This window comes from Primorskyibacter sedentarius (assembly GCF_004342065.1).
Classification (GTDB): Bacteria; Pseudomonadota; Alphaproteobacteria; order Rhodobacterales; family Rhodobacteraceae; genus Primorskyibacter; species Primorskyibacter sedentarius.
In genome coordinates this window covers 200,633-213,536 of record NZ_SLZU01000002.1, presented here as the reverse complement: position 1 = coordinate 213,536, position 12,904 = coordinate 200,633, and the positions used below count along the sequence as shown (strand labels likewise).

General features: G+C 56.2%; 15 protein-coding genes. 8 read left to right on the top strand and 7 right to left on the bottom strand.

Annotated features, from left to right (window positions below; genetic code table 11):
* Positions 1-10 precede the first annotated feature (10 nt).
* Positions 11-517, top strand: coding sequence for a protein-export chaperone SecB (gene secB, locus EDD52_RS04840; RefSeq protein WP_132242409.1), 507 nt, complete (start codon positions 11-13; stop codon positions 515-517).
* Positions 518-530: 13 nt separating this feature from the next.
* On the opposite strand, the gene dnaQ is transcribed toward secB, so the two are convergent.
* The 4 genes from dnaQ to EDD52_RS04820 are packed head-to-tail and all read right to left on the bottom strand — an operon-like array spanning position 531 to position 2,623.
* On the bottom strand, positions 531-1,217 hold the full coding sequence (dnaQ, locus tag EDD52_RS04835; RefSeq protein WP_132242407.1) for a DNA polymerase III subunit epsilon: 687 nt from the start codon (positions 1,215-1,217) through the stop codon (positions 531-533).
* Positions 1,210-1,797: a dephospho-CoA kinase gene (gene coaE / locus EDD52_RS04830; protein WP_132242405.1), complete on the bottom strand. Its 588-nt coding sequence runs from the start codon at positions 1,795-1,797 to the stop codon at positions 1,210-1,212. Before coaE ends, dnaQ begins: the two co-directional genes overlap by 8 nt.
* Positions 1,794-2,027 carry a hypothetical protein gene (locus tag EDD52_RS04825; RefSeq protein WP_132242403.1) on the bottom strand — a complete coding sequence of 78 codons (234 nt, stop codon included), beginning with the start codon at positions 2,025-2,027 and terminating at the stop codon, positions 1,794-1,796. The genes coaE and EDD52_RS04825 overlap by 4 nt, the downstream gene beginning before the upstream one ends.
* Positions 2,024-2,623 (bottom strand): Maf family protein, encoded by a 600-nt coding sequence (locus EDD52_RS04820; RefSeq protein WP_132242401.1) that lies wholly within the window; start codon positions 2,621-2,623, stop codon positions 2,024-2,026. The genes EDD52_RS04825 and EDD52_RS04820 overlap by 4 nt, the downstream gene beginning before the upstream one ends.
* A gap of 420 nt (positions 2,624-3,043) precedes the next feature.
* Between EDD52_RS04820 and hemJ the strand changes: the two genes are divergently transcribed.
* From hemJ to EDD52_RS04785, 7 genes are all read left to right on the top strand, one after another.
* Positions 3,044-3,493: a protoporphyrinogen oxidase HemJ gene (gene hemJ / locus EDD52_RS04815; protein ID WP_132242399.1), complete on the top strand. Its 450-nt coding sequence runs from the start codon at positions 3,044-3,046 to the stop codon at positions 3,491-3,493.
* 121 nt (positions 3,494-3,614) lie between these two features.
* The gene (gene rho / locus EDD52_RS04810) at positions 3,615-4,886 is read left to right on the top strand and encodes a transcription termination factor Rho (RefSeq protein ID WP_132242397.1); all 1,272 of its coding nucleotides are present in this window, start codon (positions 3,615-3,617) and stop codon (positions 4,884-4,886) included.
* A 25-nt stretch (positions 4,887-4,911) separates the two neighbouring features.
* On the top strand, positions 4,912-6,189 hold the full coding sequence (gene mnmE / locus EDD52_RS04805) for a tRNA uridine-5-carboxymethylaminomethyl(34) synthesis GTPase MnmE (RefSeq protein ID WP_132242395.1): 1,278 nt from the start codon (positions 4,912-4,914) through the stop codon (positions 6,187-6,189).
* A gap of 13 nt (positions 6,190-6,202) precedes the next feature.
* Positions 6,203-8,068, top strand: coding sequence for a tRNA uridine-5-carboxymethylaminomethyl(34) synthesis enzyme MnmG (gene mnmG / locus EDD52_RS04800; RefSeq protein ID WP_132242393.1), 1,866 nt, complete (start codon positions 6,203-6,205; stop codon positions 8,066-8,068).
* Positions 8,065-8,676, top strand: a complete 612-nt coding sequence (rsmG, locus tag EDD52_RS04795) for a 16S rRNA (guanine(527)-N(7))-methyltransferase RsmG (protein ID WP_132242391.1) — start codon at positions 8,065-8,067, stop codon at positions 8,674-8,676. Before mnmG ends, rsmG begins: the two co-directional genes overlap by 4 nt.
* A complete protein-coding gene (locus EDD52_RS04790) occupies positions 8,669-9,478 on the top strand; it encodes a ParA family protein (RefSeq protein ID WP_132242389.1) in 810 nt (269 codons plus the stop codon). Before rsmG ends, EDD52_RS04790 begins: the two co-directional genes overlap by 8 nt.
* Positions 9,479-9,493: 15 nt before the next feature.
* Positions 9,494-10,399, top strand: coding sequence for a ParB/RepB/Spo0J family partition protein (locus EDD52_RS04785; RefSeq protein WP_132242387.1), 906 nt, complete (start codon positions 9,494-9,496; stop codon positions 10,397-10,399).
* Here EDD52_RS04785 and hemW read toward each other — a convergent pair whose 3' ends face one another.
* Genes hemW through rph form a run of 3 tightly spaced genes read right to left on the bottom strand, consistent with a single transcriptional unit; the run spans position 10,400 to position 12,874 of the window.
* Complete coding sequence (gene hemW / locus EDD52_RS04780; RefSeq protein WP_132242958.1) at positions 10,400-11,590, bottom strand: radical SAM family heme chaperone HemW; 1,191 nt, start codon at positions 11,588-11,590, stop codon at positions 10,400-10,402.
* Positions 11,553-12,164 (bottom strand): RdgB/HAM1 family non-canonical purine NTP pyrophosphatase, encoded by a 612-nt coding sequence (gene rdgB, locus EDD52_RS04775; protein ID WP_132242385.1) that lies wholly within the window; start codon positions 12,162-12,164, stop codon positions 11,553-11,555. Before rdgB ends, hemW begins: the two co-directional genes overlap by 38 nt.
* Entirely contained in the window at positions 12,161-12,874 is a 714-nt protein-coding gene (gene rph / locus EDD52_RS04770; protein WP_132242383.1) for a ribonuclease PH, read from the bottom strand. Before rph ends, rdgB begins: the two co-directional genes overlap by 4 nt.
* Positions 12,875-12,904 lie beyond the last annotated feature (30 nt).

Genomic DNA, 12,904 nt, shown 5'->3' with positions numbered 1-12,904 from the left:
GAGACGACGCATGGCCGAAGAAAACGGGGCCCAAGCGCCCGATGCAGCCGCTGCAACTGCTGCACCGCAAATGAAGATGAATGTTCTCGCACAATTCGTGCGCGACATGTCATTCGAAAACATCCTGTCGCAGAAGGGTGCGACTGGCGAAGTTCAGCCTGATGTTACCGTGCAGGTGAACCTGGACGCCAAGAAGCGCAGCGCCGACAACCAGTACGAGGTCGTGCTGAAGCTGAAAGTCGACAGCAAGGCCAAGGATTCCGGCGACCACCTTTTCCTGCTGGAGCTTGACTATGCCGGCGTCTTCCACATCGAGGGCGTACCAGAAGACCAGATGCATCCGTTCCTGCTGATCGAATGCCCCCGGATGCTGTTCCCCTTCGTGCGTCGTATCGTTTCAGACGTGACCCGCGATGGTGGCTTCCCGCCGCTGAACCTGGAGAATATCGACTTTCTCCAGCTGTACCGCGCGGAAATTCAGCGTCGTCAGGCCGAAAAGCCCAAGGCGGACGCCTGAGCAGCGGGCGCGTTCAGCCTTTGAGCCAGAGCGCGCCATCCCCAAGTTTCTCGACAAAGGCGGCGTGAGCCGCCTTTTCTTCTTCAGTGATCCGTGAGGGCAGGGGCGTGGGCCTGCGAGAAGGCCTCCAATCCTCGGCATTCCCCGCCGATTTCTCGCCACGCGCCGGAGCGAGCGCAAAGTCAGGCTGCTTGCCGCCAATAAGCTCCAGATAGACCTCTGCCAGGATCTCGCTGTCCAACAGCGCCCCGTGCAGGGTCCGGCTGGAGTTATCAATTCCGAAACGTCTGCACAGCGCGTCAAGCGACGCCGGCGAACCGGGGAATTTCTTTCGGGCAATCTCCAGCGTGTCGATTGCCTGCTCCCAAGGGAGCAGCGGCTTTTTCAACCACCGGAGTTCCGCATTGAGGAATTTCATGTCGAAGCTGGCATTGTGGATTACAAGCTTCGCGTCGCTGACGAATTCCAGAAAATCATCGACGATCTTGGCGAAAACAGGTTTGTCGCGCAGAAAATCGTCTCCGAGCCCGTGTACCTCGAACGCATCTTTCGGCATGGAGCGTTCCGGGTTGATGTATTGATGATAGGTCCGGCCAGTCGGCACATGGTTGAAAAGCTCCACGCCGCCAATCTCGACAATCCGGTCGCCGGTTTCTGGGTCAAAACCAGTGGTTTCCGTATCCATCACGATTTCACGCATCAGCCATCCGCCTTTTGATATCTGCCACCACGTCCCTCACCTGCGTCCGCGCATGGTCCACCGTGTCGGTGACCACGACATAATCCGAGAGCGCAACATTTTCGGTGATCGGCATCTGCTTGGCAAGGATCATCTCGAACTGGGCTTGCGTCATTGTTCCTCGGGCCAACACGCGCTCTCGCTGGATTTCAGGTGAAACAGTGACACATGTGACCGCATCGAATTCGTCCCGGCTACCCGTTTCAAAAAGCAGCGGAATGTCGAAAACCAGAATATCTGCCTCTGCTTCGCGGGCGAACCGGGCCCTGTCCTGGCGTACCAACGGGTGAATGATCGCTTCGAGCTTTCCCAGCGCTTCACTGTCAGAGGATATGATTTGCTTCAGTGCCTCTCGCGACACCGTGCCGTCGACAATCGCATTCGGAAAGACGGCGCCGACCGCCGGAACGGCAGCGCCGGAATAGAGCCTATGCACGGCCGCATCGGCGTCCCAGACGGCGCATCCCTCATCCGCGAACATAGCCGCCGTTGTAGACTTTCCCATACCGATTGATCCGGTCAGGCCGAGGCGAAAGCTCATAGCGTCACCGCAGCACGGACGGCATCGTCTTTCGAGCCCGCGGTTCCAAACCACTTCTTGTTGGACAGCGCCCACTCACTCAACGCCGCCTCTGAACCGTCGACGCAGACGCATCCTTCCCGTTGGGCCGAAATGCTATCGAAGTGAGCGGGAGCATCATTCAGCCACACGCGCGTCATGGACGCCAAAACCTCGATCTTGCCGGCCAGCAGGGTCTGTGGGGCGGTCATGACTCGATCTCGCCGCTGATTGCGAGATAGTTCAGCAATTCCAACAGCGGCAGGCCAAGGATGGTGAAATAGTCCCCTTCGATCCGCGCAAATAACCGCACACCTTCCTCCTCCAGCTTATACCCGCCAACGCAGTGCCGGACGCTGTCCCAGTTTCGGGCGATATAGTCGTCGAGAAAGCCATTGGAGAAATCCCGCATCGTCAGGCGCGCCGTGGAAACGTGCCGCCACTTGGGTTCCCCATCCTTATACAGGACGGCGGCCGACAGGAGTTGATGTTTCCGATTGCGCAACAGCTCGAGCTGCTCCCGCAATTCTCTCGGCGTGTCGGGCTTTCCAAGGACCTTACGATCCACCGCCAAGACCTGATCACACCCTAGGACCAGCCGTCCCGGCGTCTTACCGCTGGCTTTCCTGGCTTTCATTTCGGCCAATGTATCCGCAATATCACGGGGGATCGCGTCCTCCACTTCCATGCCGGCCCTGATCGAAGATTCGTCAATTTTCGCTGGAGCGACGATGAACGGCACCCGCGCATCCCGAAGCAGCTGGGCCCGAATACTGGAGCCTGAGGCAAGCACCAACTCATTTGGCATGTGGGTAAGTCCGTGGGTTTGCTTAGGGGTATGTTAAGGAACATTACTGGGGAAAAAGCCCCGACATTGCAAGTTGGGGACCAAAGCCGCAGTTTTCAGTCCGTCGCTCGGCCTTCCACACAGAGGATAAGGATAGAATCCGCGATGTGTACATTCATTAACCGCAATGAACCTACCGGGGTTATTCAGCAATTATCCACGACTGAGATATAATTTATCTATCAGAAATTAATATGAAAAAACGTCATCCTGCCTCTCATGTTGCAAAATGTTCCACATGGGTCACGCCCGAGTTTTCCACTTGGGATAAGTCGCGGTACAGGTCATTGATCCACAGGAGTCGGTGTCCCCTACTCCTTAATCATCTTTTCTATAATTCTTTAATTATTTAAGAATGCCCGACCTCACAGGGAGAACACGATGTCCGACATGCTGAGCCTGGCCTATCCATGGATAAAGTCGATCCACATCATGGCGGTGATCTCCTGGATGGCTGGACTGTTCTACCTGCCCAGATTGTTCGTCTATCACGTGGAGCGGTGTAAAACCGGTGACGCGACGGACGCGACTTTCCAAGTGATGGAAGTAAAGCTGCTGCGCGCCATCATGGGGCCGGCGATGATTGCGACCTGGCTGTTTGGGCTGGCGCTTGTGTTCACGCCCGGCATCGTTGACTGGGGCCAGCTATGGGCCTGGACGAAGGCAGCGGGGGTATTGGGCATGACATGGTATCACCATTGGCTGGCAGCTCGGCGAAAGGATTTCCTGCGCGGAGAGAACAGCCTGACTGGCCGCCAATATCGCCTGATGAACGAGGTTCCGACTGTCCTGATGGTCTTGATCGTCCTTTCCGTTGTCGTGAAATTCTGACGGCGATTGACAGTCACGGCGAGTTTGCCTATTTACCTGCAACCGCCCCGTCCGGGGTGCGTGTTCTCTGACACATTGCAGGACCGGTGGACGTCGAAATGGCGCGAACCAGGATATTCCGATGACACAAGACTCCCTGAACCTCGCGGATCTGAAAGCCAAGAGCCCGAAAGACCTTCTGGCGATGGCCGAAGAGCTGGAAATCGAAAACGCCTCGACCATGCGGAAGGGCGAAATGATGTTCCAGATCCTGCGTGAGCGGGCTGATGAAGGCTGGGAAATCGGCGGGGACGGCGTTCTGGAGGTACTTCAGGACGGATTTGGTTTCCTGCGCTCGCCAGAGGCGAACTATCTGCCCGGTCCTGACGATATCTACGTGTCGCCTGATATGATCCGCAAGTTTTCGCTCCGCACCGGGGATACGATCGAAGGCACGATCAAGGCTCCGGAGGAGTCGGAGCGGTATTTTGCCCTGATGAGCGTTCTGAAGATCAACTTTGAAGATCCCGAGAAGGCGCGCCACAAGATTGCCTTTGACAACCTGACACCTCTTTATCCTGACGAGCGGCTGAAGATGGAGGTCGAGGATCCGACGATCAAGGACAAGTCCGCGCGCGTCATCGACCTGGTGGCGCCGATCGGTAAGGGCCAGCGATCCCTGATCGTTGCTCCGCCGCGGACTGGTAAGACGGTTCTGTTGCAGAATATCGCCCGATCGATCGAGGTGAACCATCCGGATGCATATCTGATTGTTCTGCTGATCGACGAGCGGCCGGAAGAAGTCACCGACATGCAGCGCTCTGTGAAGGGCGAGGTGATTTCCTCGACCTTTGACGAACCTGCGACCCGGCATGTCGCAGTGTCGGAGATGGTGATTGAGAAGGCCAAGCGTCTTGTCGAACACAAACGAGATGTTGTGATTCTTCTCGACTCTATCACAAGACTTGGTAGGGCGTTCAACACAGTGGTGCCGTCTTCCGGTAAGGTTCTGACGGGTGGTGTGGATGCGAACGCACTGCAACGTCCAAAGCGTTTCTTCGGTGCGGCTCGGAATATCGAAGAAGGTGGTTCGCTGACAATCATCGCTACTGCACTGATTGATACTGGTAGCCGGATGGACGAAGTCATCTTTGAAGAATTCAAAGGCACAGGTAACTCGGAAATCGTGCTTGACCGTAAGGTGGCGGACAAGCGCGTATATCCGTCCATGGATATTCTGAAGTCCGGTACACGGAAAGAAGAACTTCTGGTCGATAAAATTGACCTTCAGAAGACCTTTGTCCTGCGCCGCATTCTGAACCCTATGGGGACGACAGACGCGATCGAATTCCTCCTGTCGAAGCTCAAACAGACGAAGAGCAACGCGGAATTCTTCGATTCCATGAACACCTGAGAACGATTGCTGATCGAGGTGAGTTATGGACACGATTTACGCCTTGGCGACGGCGCAAGGCAAAGCCGGCGTTGCCGTTATTCGGATCTCTGGACCTCAGGCTGAGGCCGCTGGTATTGCCTTATGTGGCAGCTTGCCGGAACCTAGACGCCATGCGGTACGAAACGTGCGCACGGTCCACGGCGAATTTCTCGACAAGGCTTTGATCCTAAGGTTTCCCGAAGGGGCGAGCTTCACCGGCGAAGAAGTGGTTGAGCTCCATTTGCACGGCAGCGTTGCCGTCGTCTCTGCGGTTTTACGGGAGTTGTCCGGCATCCCGGGACTGCGCCTCGCAGAGCCAGGAGAATTCACGCGACGCGCGTTGGAGAATGGGTGTCTCGATCTGGCGCAGGTCGAAGGTCTGGCTGATTTGATTGAAGCTGAGACCGAGGCGCAGCGGGTTCAGGCATTACGCTCTTTGTCAGGTGATCTTGGTAAAGCGGTCGAGGGCTGGAGGTCTCAGCTAATCAGAGCCGCGGCGTTGTTAGAGGCCGTGATTGATTTTGCTGACGAAGAGGTCCCGGAAGATGTCGGACCAGAAGTAGTTGAAATCACTACAAAGATATCTGTATCCCTGCGCAAAGAACTGGCCGGTTTTGACGCAGCTGAACGTATCAGAACCGGTTTTGAGGTCGCAATCATTGGTGCGCCCAATGTTGGAAAATCCACTCTTCTGAATGCTCTCTCGGGGCGTGATGCGGCAATAACCTCTGAAATTGCGGGCACGACGCGCGATGTCATAGAAGTCCGTATGGATCTTGGCGGGTTGCCGGTTACGCTTCTTGACACCGCCGGTCTTCGCGAAACAGACGACTTCGTCGAGGGCTTAGGGATCGAGCGGGCCATGGAGCGAGCAGGGACGGCTGACCTTCGGGTCTTGCTTTTTGAGGGTACGCCACCGAAAGAAGCCGTGTTGTCTTCGGGAGATATTTCCATTGTCGCAAAAGCGGATAAGAATGGTGATGGTGTTTCCGGGTTAACCGGCCAAGGCGTTGACAATTTGGTTAAGCAGATCACGTCGACATTACTAACCCGCTCTCAAGGCGCTGGCCTTGCGACGCGGGATCGGCACCGGGTCGCGATAAGAAATTCCCTGGATGCGATTGCGAAAGCATCTGCACTTATTGATATGGGCAGCATCCAGTATGATATTGCCGCAGAGGAGTTGCGCTTCGCGATTCGGCAGCTGGAAGCCTTGATCGGGCGGATTGATGTTGAGAACTTGCTGGATGAAATCTTCTCCAGCTTCTGCCTTGGCAAGTAATGGAGTGTTTCACGTGAAACATTATGCATACGACGTCGTCATCGTAGGTGGTGGACATGCTGGAACCGAGGCTGCCAGCGCTTCGGCTCGTATGGGTGCGCGGACCGCTTTGGTCACGCTCAAGAAAGCCGGTATCGGTGTAATGTCCTGCAATCCCGCAATTGGGGGATTGGGTAAAGGCCATCTTGTCCGCGAAATTGATGCATTCGACGGAGTTATGGGCCGCGCCGCAGATAAGGCCGGGATCCAGTTTCGCCTGCTGAACAGACGCAAGGGCCCTGCGGTACAAGGCCCTAGAGCACAAGCTGACCGAAAGGTTTACCGTCAAGAAATGTTGCGTGAATTGATGTCGATCCAGAAACTGGACATCATTGAAGGCGAGGTCGCAGACTTCATGATGGAAAGCGGCCGTGTCGGCGGGGTTATTTTAGCCGACCAATCAAAGATCGCCTCGAGAGCGGTTGTCCTCACAACTGGGACTTTCCTCAACGGGATTATCCATATCGGCGACGTATCGCGTCCAGGAGGTCGGATGGGCGACGCGCCATCAATAAAGCTTGCGGCACGCATCGAAGAATTCGATCTTTCTCTGGGGCGCCTGAAAACGGGGACACCGCCGCGGTTAGACCGCCGCAGTATTAATTGGAGTGTCCTTGAAGATCAGCCAGGGGACGAGAATCCAGTCACTTTTTCATTCCTGTCAAACGGCACTACACTGCCGCAAGTCAGCTGTGGAATCACCCACACGAATGAGAGAACTCATGAAATAATCAGGAAAAACATAGGTAAATCAGCGATGTATGGCGGTCATATCGAAGGGGTTGGTCCTCGGTACTGTCCGTCCGTTGAAGACAAAATTGTTCGCTTTCCTGATAAGCAGTCCCATCAGATTTTCCTCGAACCCGAAGGCCTGGATGTTGACACCGTTTACCCAAACGGAATTTCGACGTCCCTGCCGGAGGATGTCCAAGCCGAGTATGTCGCATCGATCCTCGGATTGGAGAATGCGGTTATTTTACAGCCCGGATATGCGATTGAGTACGACTACGTCGATCCTCGCGCCTTGGACGCGACGCTTTCGGTGAAGACAGTCAAGGGGCTCTATCTGGCAGGCCAGATCAACGGCACGACAGGATACGAGGAAGCCGCTGCACAGGGTCTGGTTGCTGGCTTGAATGCCGCTGCATCAGTGCATGGGCTTGGACCGTTGAAATTCAGCAGATCCGATAGCTATATTGGCGTCATGATAGACGATCTGGTAACGCGCGGGGTCCAAGAACCTTACCGCATGTTCACGTCACGAGCAGAGTTTCGCCTCTCTTTGCGTGCAGACAATGCTGATCAGCGCCTTACTCCGTATGCCATCACTTTGGGGTGTGTCTCGGATGAACGCAAAGCGGTGTTTGAGGACAAGTGCGAGCGGTTGTCGTCGGCGCGAGAGCTGCTGAATCAAAACTGTTTCACATCACAGGAAATTGGTGGGGCCGGTGTTAGCATTAATCATGACGGAGCGCGCCGGTCCGGTTTCCAACTGCTGTCGTTCCCTAACGTAGATTTTTCGCATCTTGATATTCTTTCGGACGCGTTCGAGGACATTGATGCAAAAACGCGTGAACAGCTAAGCATTGAGGCGCTCTATGCGCATTATATTGAACGTCAACAAAGAGATGTCGAGCTTATCCGCCGAGATGAGGCGCAGGCGATACCATCGGATTTTGACTACGCGACTATCGATGGGCTTTCCAATGAGCTGAAGACAAAGCTCACGGCTAAACGCCCTGGTAACCTCGCGGAGGCCGCAAAAGTTGACAGCATGACGCCTGCTGCGTTGATGCTGCTACTAGCGAAACTTCGCCAACGTAAGCGGAAGTCGGCGTGAGCGAGACATATAAGTTAGATGTTTCACGTGAAACATTTGATGACCTAGAGCGCTACGTTACCCTTCTAAAAAAGTGGACAAAGCGCATAAATCTGATCTCTGCGGCGACGATTCCGGTCATTTGGGACCGCCACGTGCGAGATTCTGTCCAAGTTTACCGCTCAATCTCAGGCTCAGAAGGGATTTGGCTCGATGTTGGCAGTGGGGGAGGTCTTCCGGGCATTGTTCTGGCGACCATCAGGAAGCACGAAGCACCTGGCGTCAAAACTGTGTTGATCGAATCCGATCTCAGGAAAGCAACATTCTTGAGGGCAGTTTCTAGGGAGTTAGACCTAAAGGCGGAGGTCATTTCTGAACGCATTGAAGTTGCTGATCCCGTAGGCGCATCTGTAATCAGTGCGAGAGCGCTCGGGCCCTTGGAGGCTTTGTTGGGTTTTGCAGAGCGCCACCTCGCTCCCGGGGGGCACGCCGTTTTTCCCAAAGGCGAAACTTGGCAAAAAGAGGTGGATAACGCACGCAAGACATGGCGTTTCGATCTAGACGTGGTACAAAGTGAAACGGACAAGAAGGCCGCAATTCTCATCATCGGAGGCATCGCCCGTGTCTGATCCTACCAGGCCCGTCGGCCCGAAAATCATTGCCGTCGCCAACCAAAAGGGCGGGGTCGGCAAGACCACGACAACGATAAATCTAGGTGCAGCGCTGGCAGAGCTTGGCTGCCGTGTGCTCGTTGTCGATCTGGACCCGCAAGGAAACGCCTCAACAGGGTTGGGGATAGAGCCTTCTGAACGCGATCTGACGACATATGAACTGCTACTTGATGACGTCGCCCTCGATTCCGTAGTGAAAGCGACGGCTGTTGACGGATTGATGATAATTCCGGCGACTGTAGACCTCAGCTCAGCCGATATCGAATTGATTTCAAACGAAAAAAGAAGTTTTCTGTTACACGATGCACTCCGCCAGAGAGCTATCGATGAATTCAATCTCGACTTTATCCTGATCGACTGCCCACCGTCGCTGAATCTTCTGACAGTGAACGCGATGGTTGCCTCACATTCCATTCTGGTGCCTCTCCAAAGCGAGTTTTATGCGCTGGAAGGGCTTAGCCAGCTCATGCTGACGATCCGGGAGGTCCGGCAGAGCGCCAATCCGGATCTTCGCATTGAGGGCGTGGTGATGACCATGTATGACGCTCGGAACAACTTGTCGCAGCAGGTTGAAAACGACGCGCGCGACAATCTCGGGGAGCTGGTCTTCGAGGCTGTCATCCCTCGGAATGTTCGGGTGAGTGAGGCGCCGTCCTATGCTCTTCCGGTGCTGCAGTATGACGGCAGCTCAAAGGGCGCGGCCGCGTACAGAAATCTGGCGCGCGAACTACTACTAAAAAACGCACAATTGGCCGCATAAGCGGAGGGGGCAGGCATGGCAGAGAGCAGGGAGAAACGGCGCGGGCTGGGTCGCGGGTTGACGGCGTTGATGGCGGATGTAGAGCCCGCACGCGGGGAGTCGCCGGATCCAGCGCCGAGGCCAGATCGAAAGATCCCGATAGAGCAGATTGTCCCCAACCCAGAGCAGCCCAGACGGCATTTCACGCCGGAACAACTGGAAGAGCTCGCGGCGTCAATCAAAGTGAAGGGCGTCATTCAGCCGCTGATCGTTCGGAAAAAACCGGGTGATGACGCGCTTTACGAAATCGTCGCCGGCGAACGGCGCTGGCGTGCGGCCCAGATGGCGAATTTGCATGAGCTCCCTGTTCTTGTCCGGGAATTTTCGGACATCGAAGTTCTCGAAGTCGCGATCATCGAGAACATTCAGCGCGCCGATTTGAATGCGATCGAAGAGGCTGCCGGCTACCGACAGTTGATGGACCGTTTTGGGCACACGCAGGAAAAGATGGCAGAGGCGCTTGGAAAGAGCCGGAGCCACATTGCAAACCTGTTGCGATTGTTGAACCTTCCCGACCCAGTCCAGACGATGGTCGTGAATGGAGAGTTGTCGGCAGGACATGCGCGCGCTTTGATTACCGCGGACGCGCCAGTTGACCTCGCCAAGAAAGCCGTCGCGAATGGTTGGTCGGTGCGTGACATCGAAAAGGCCGCGAAGAAGACAATGGAAAATGTGTTCGGAGGCCCTGCCGCGCCAAAAACAAAGCGCGGTGCAGTCGAGAAGGATGCAGATACCAAGGCGCTCGAAGGGGACTTGTCCGCAGCTTTGGGTATGTCCGTGTCTGTCGATCACAAACCTGGCGGCGAGGCCGGGCAGTTGGTGATCCGGTACGCCAATCTAGACCAGCTTGATGATCTTTGCCGGATGCTCAGCGGAAGCTGATCATTCGAGCGGCATCAGCTCTTCAATCACCGCATTCAGGACGAGCCGACCACGGCTCGTTGCCGCCAATCTGTTGCCGCGCCGTGTGACCATACCGAGAGAGACCAGTTCGTCTATCTTGTTGTCGTCCACATAAGTTCTGCCAAATGTAGTAAGGCGATCAAGATCTATACCTTCGCTGATACGGAGCCCCAACAGAAGGTATTCTTGGGCCTGATCCAAAGCCGATAGCGCGGTGGAGTCCTTGGTGCCGTCACCTCGCTCTGCGGTGGATATCCACTTGTCAGGCATTGACCAGCCCACCGTCGCCAGCTTTTGACCGTTTATGGTCAGGCGGCCATGTGCCCCAGGTCCAATGCCGGCGTAGTCGCCGTACTGCCAATAGATCCGGTTGTGCCGGGATTCTGCACCGGCGCGGGCATGATTAGACACCTCGTAGGCAAACATGTCATGTTCACCGCAGACATCTTGCGTCAACTGGTACATATCTGCGGAAAGGTCGTCGTCTGGCAATCCGCGCAATCCGCCAGCCAGAAACCGGTCACCGAACGCTGTGCCGTTTTCGACTGTAAGCTGGTAAAGCGACAGGTGATCGACGGCCATTGAAAGCGCCGCGCGAAGCTCGGCCTCCCATGCCGACAGGCTCTGATCCTGACGCGCGTAGATCAGATCGAAACTGACGCGATCAAACTGTTTTCGGGCGATGTCAAACGCCGCCCGCGCGTCCGCGACAGAGTGGATTCTACCAAGGCGTCGAAGATCAGTGTCGTTGAGCGCCTGAATACCCATTGAAACGCGGTTCACGCCGGCCTGCGCATAGGCTTCGAAATTCGCAGTATCTACAGATCCCGGATTCGCTTCGAGCGTAATCTCGGGATCGTTCGCCATGGGCCAAACGCGCCGCACTCGATCAAGAATTGCGTGCACCGTGTCGGGCGACATGAGGGAAGGCGTCCCGCCTCCGAAGAACACAGTGTTCAACACGCGCCCTTTGGTCAGCGCGCCGACGCGTTCAATCTCTGAAAGATAGGCCCGCGCCCAGCGGTCTTGATCGATTTGCCGCGAGACGTGGCTGTTGAAGTCACAATAGGGGCATTTGGCCGCGCAGAATGGCCAATGGATATAAAGGCCGAACCCGCCATGTTGCCAGTCTTCAGTCAAAGCAAGCCGCGACGAATTTTCGGAACGCATCGGCACGATGGCTGATCCTGTTCTTTGCCCACCGGTCCATCTCGCCAAAGGTTATGTCATAACCGTCGGGCTGGAAAATCGGGTCATAGCCGTGACCTTGATCGCCGCGCATCGGCCAAACCACCTGGCCCGGCATGACGCCCGGAAAAACCTCATCATGCCCGTCGGGCCAGGCCAGGACCAAAGTGCAGCAGAAACGCGCGGTGCGCGGGTAGGGCGCGGAGGCATCCTCAAGCGCGTCATGAGTGCGCTGCATGGCCATGACAAAGTCACGACCAGTCTCTGTTTCGGCCCAATCGGCGGTATAGACACCGGGAGCACCGTCCAGCGCGTCAATCTCGATCCCGCTGTCATCAGACAGGGCGGGCAGGCCGGTGGTCTTTGCCGCGGCGTGCGCCTTGATACGCGCATTGCCCACAAAGGTGGTTTCCGTTTCCTCCGGCTCCGCAAGGTTCATCTCGGCTGCGCCCACGACCTTGACGCCAAAGGGCTCAAGAAGATTTGCAATCTCCTCAAGCTTTCCTCTGTTATGCGTCGCGACCAAAAGCGTGTCGCCAGAGAATTTCCGCGTCATGCCGTCGCGGCCTTCTGGGCGGCCATCAGCTCTGCCGTTCCCTTTTCTGCCAGATCGATCAGCTGGTTCATCTGATCGCGCGAGAATGTGGCACCTTCGGCAGACATCTGGACTTCGATCAACCGACCGTCACCGTGGATGATGAAGTTGCCATCAACGCCGGCTTCGCTGTCTTCGGGATAGTCGAGGTCAAGTACCGGCTGGCCTGCGTAAATGCCGCAGGAAACAGCAGCGACAGGGTCGACCAGCGGATCGGTCAGCACGTCACCGACCTTCATCAGCTTGTTGACGGCCAGACGCAGAGCAACCCAGCCCCCGGTGATCGATGCACAGCGTGTGCCGCCATCGGCCTGGATGACATCGCAGTCCACTGTGATCTGCCGTTCGCCGAGTGCCACGCGATCAACCCCGGCGCGAAGGCTGCGCCCGATCAGGCGCTGAATTTCCACCGTGCGCCCGCCTTGCTTGCCAGATGCGGCCTCACGGCGCATCCGCGTATTCGTGGCGCGGGGCAGCATGCCGTATTCCGCAGTGACCCAACCCAGGCCAGACCCCTTGATAAAGGGCGGTACGCGGTCTTCGATGGTGGCTGTGCACAACACATGGGTGTTGCCCATACGGATCAGGCAAGAGCCTTCCGCATGCATTGTTACGCCGGTTTCGATTGAAACAGCGCGCATTTCGCTTAGATCTCGCCCAGACGGTCGCATGATGTATCCTTCCCAGATTTGCTGCCGGGA

Excerpts from the sequence above, each read along its gene's own strand:
- secB (WP_132242409.1), top strand. The coding sequence starts at position 11 with ATGGCCGAAGAAAACGGGGCCCAAGCGCCCGATGCAGCCGCTGCAACT.
- dnaQ (WP_132242407.1), bottom strand. The coding sequence starts at position 1,217 with ATGCGTGAAATCGTGATGGATACGGAAACCACTGGTTTTGACCCAGAA.
- coaE (WP_132242405.1), bottom strand. The coding sequence starts at position 1,797 with ATGAGCTTTCGCCTCGGCCTGACCGGATCAATCGGTATGGGAAAGTCT.
- EDD52_RS04825 (WP_132242403.1), bottom strand. The coding sequence starts at position 2,027 with ATGACCGCCCCACAGACCCTGCTGGCCGGCAAGATCGAGGTTTTGGCG.
- EDD52_RS04820 (WP_132242401.1), bottom strand. The coding sequence starts at position 2,623 with ATGCCAAATGAGTTGGTGCTTGCCTCAGGCTCCAGTATTCGGGCCCAG.
- hemJ (WP_132242399.1), top strand. The coding sequence starts at position 3,044 with ATGTCCGACATGCTGAGCCTGGCCTATCCATGGATAAAGTCGATCCAC.
- rho (WP_132242397.1), top strand. The coding sequence starts at position 3,615 with ATGACACAAGACTCCCTGAACCTCGCGGATCTGAAAGCCAAGAGCCCG.
- mnmE (WP_132242395.1), top strand. The coding sequence starts at position 4,912 with ATGGACACGATTTACGCCTTGGCGACGGCGCAAGGCAAAGCCGGCGTT.
- EDD52_RS04785 (WP_132242387.1), top strand. The coding sequence starts at position 9,494 with ATGGCAGAGAGCAGGGAGAAACGGCGCGGGCTGGGTCGCGGGTTGACG.
- hemW (WP_132242958.1), bottom strand. The coding sequence starts at position 11,590 with ATGCGTTCCGAAAATTCGTCGCGGCTTGCTTTGACTGAAGACTGGCAA.
- rdgB (WP_132242385.1), bottom strand. The coding sequence starts at position 12,164 with ATGACGCGGAAATTCTCTGGCGACACGCTTTTGGTCGCGACGCATAAC.
- rph (WP_132242383.1), bottom strand. The coding sequence starts at position 12,874 with ATGCGACCGTCTGGGCGAGATCTAAGCGAAATGCGCGCTGTTTCAATC.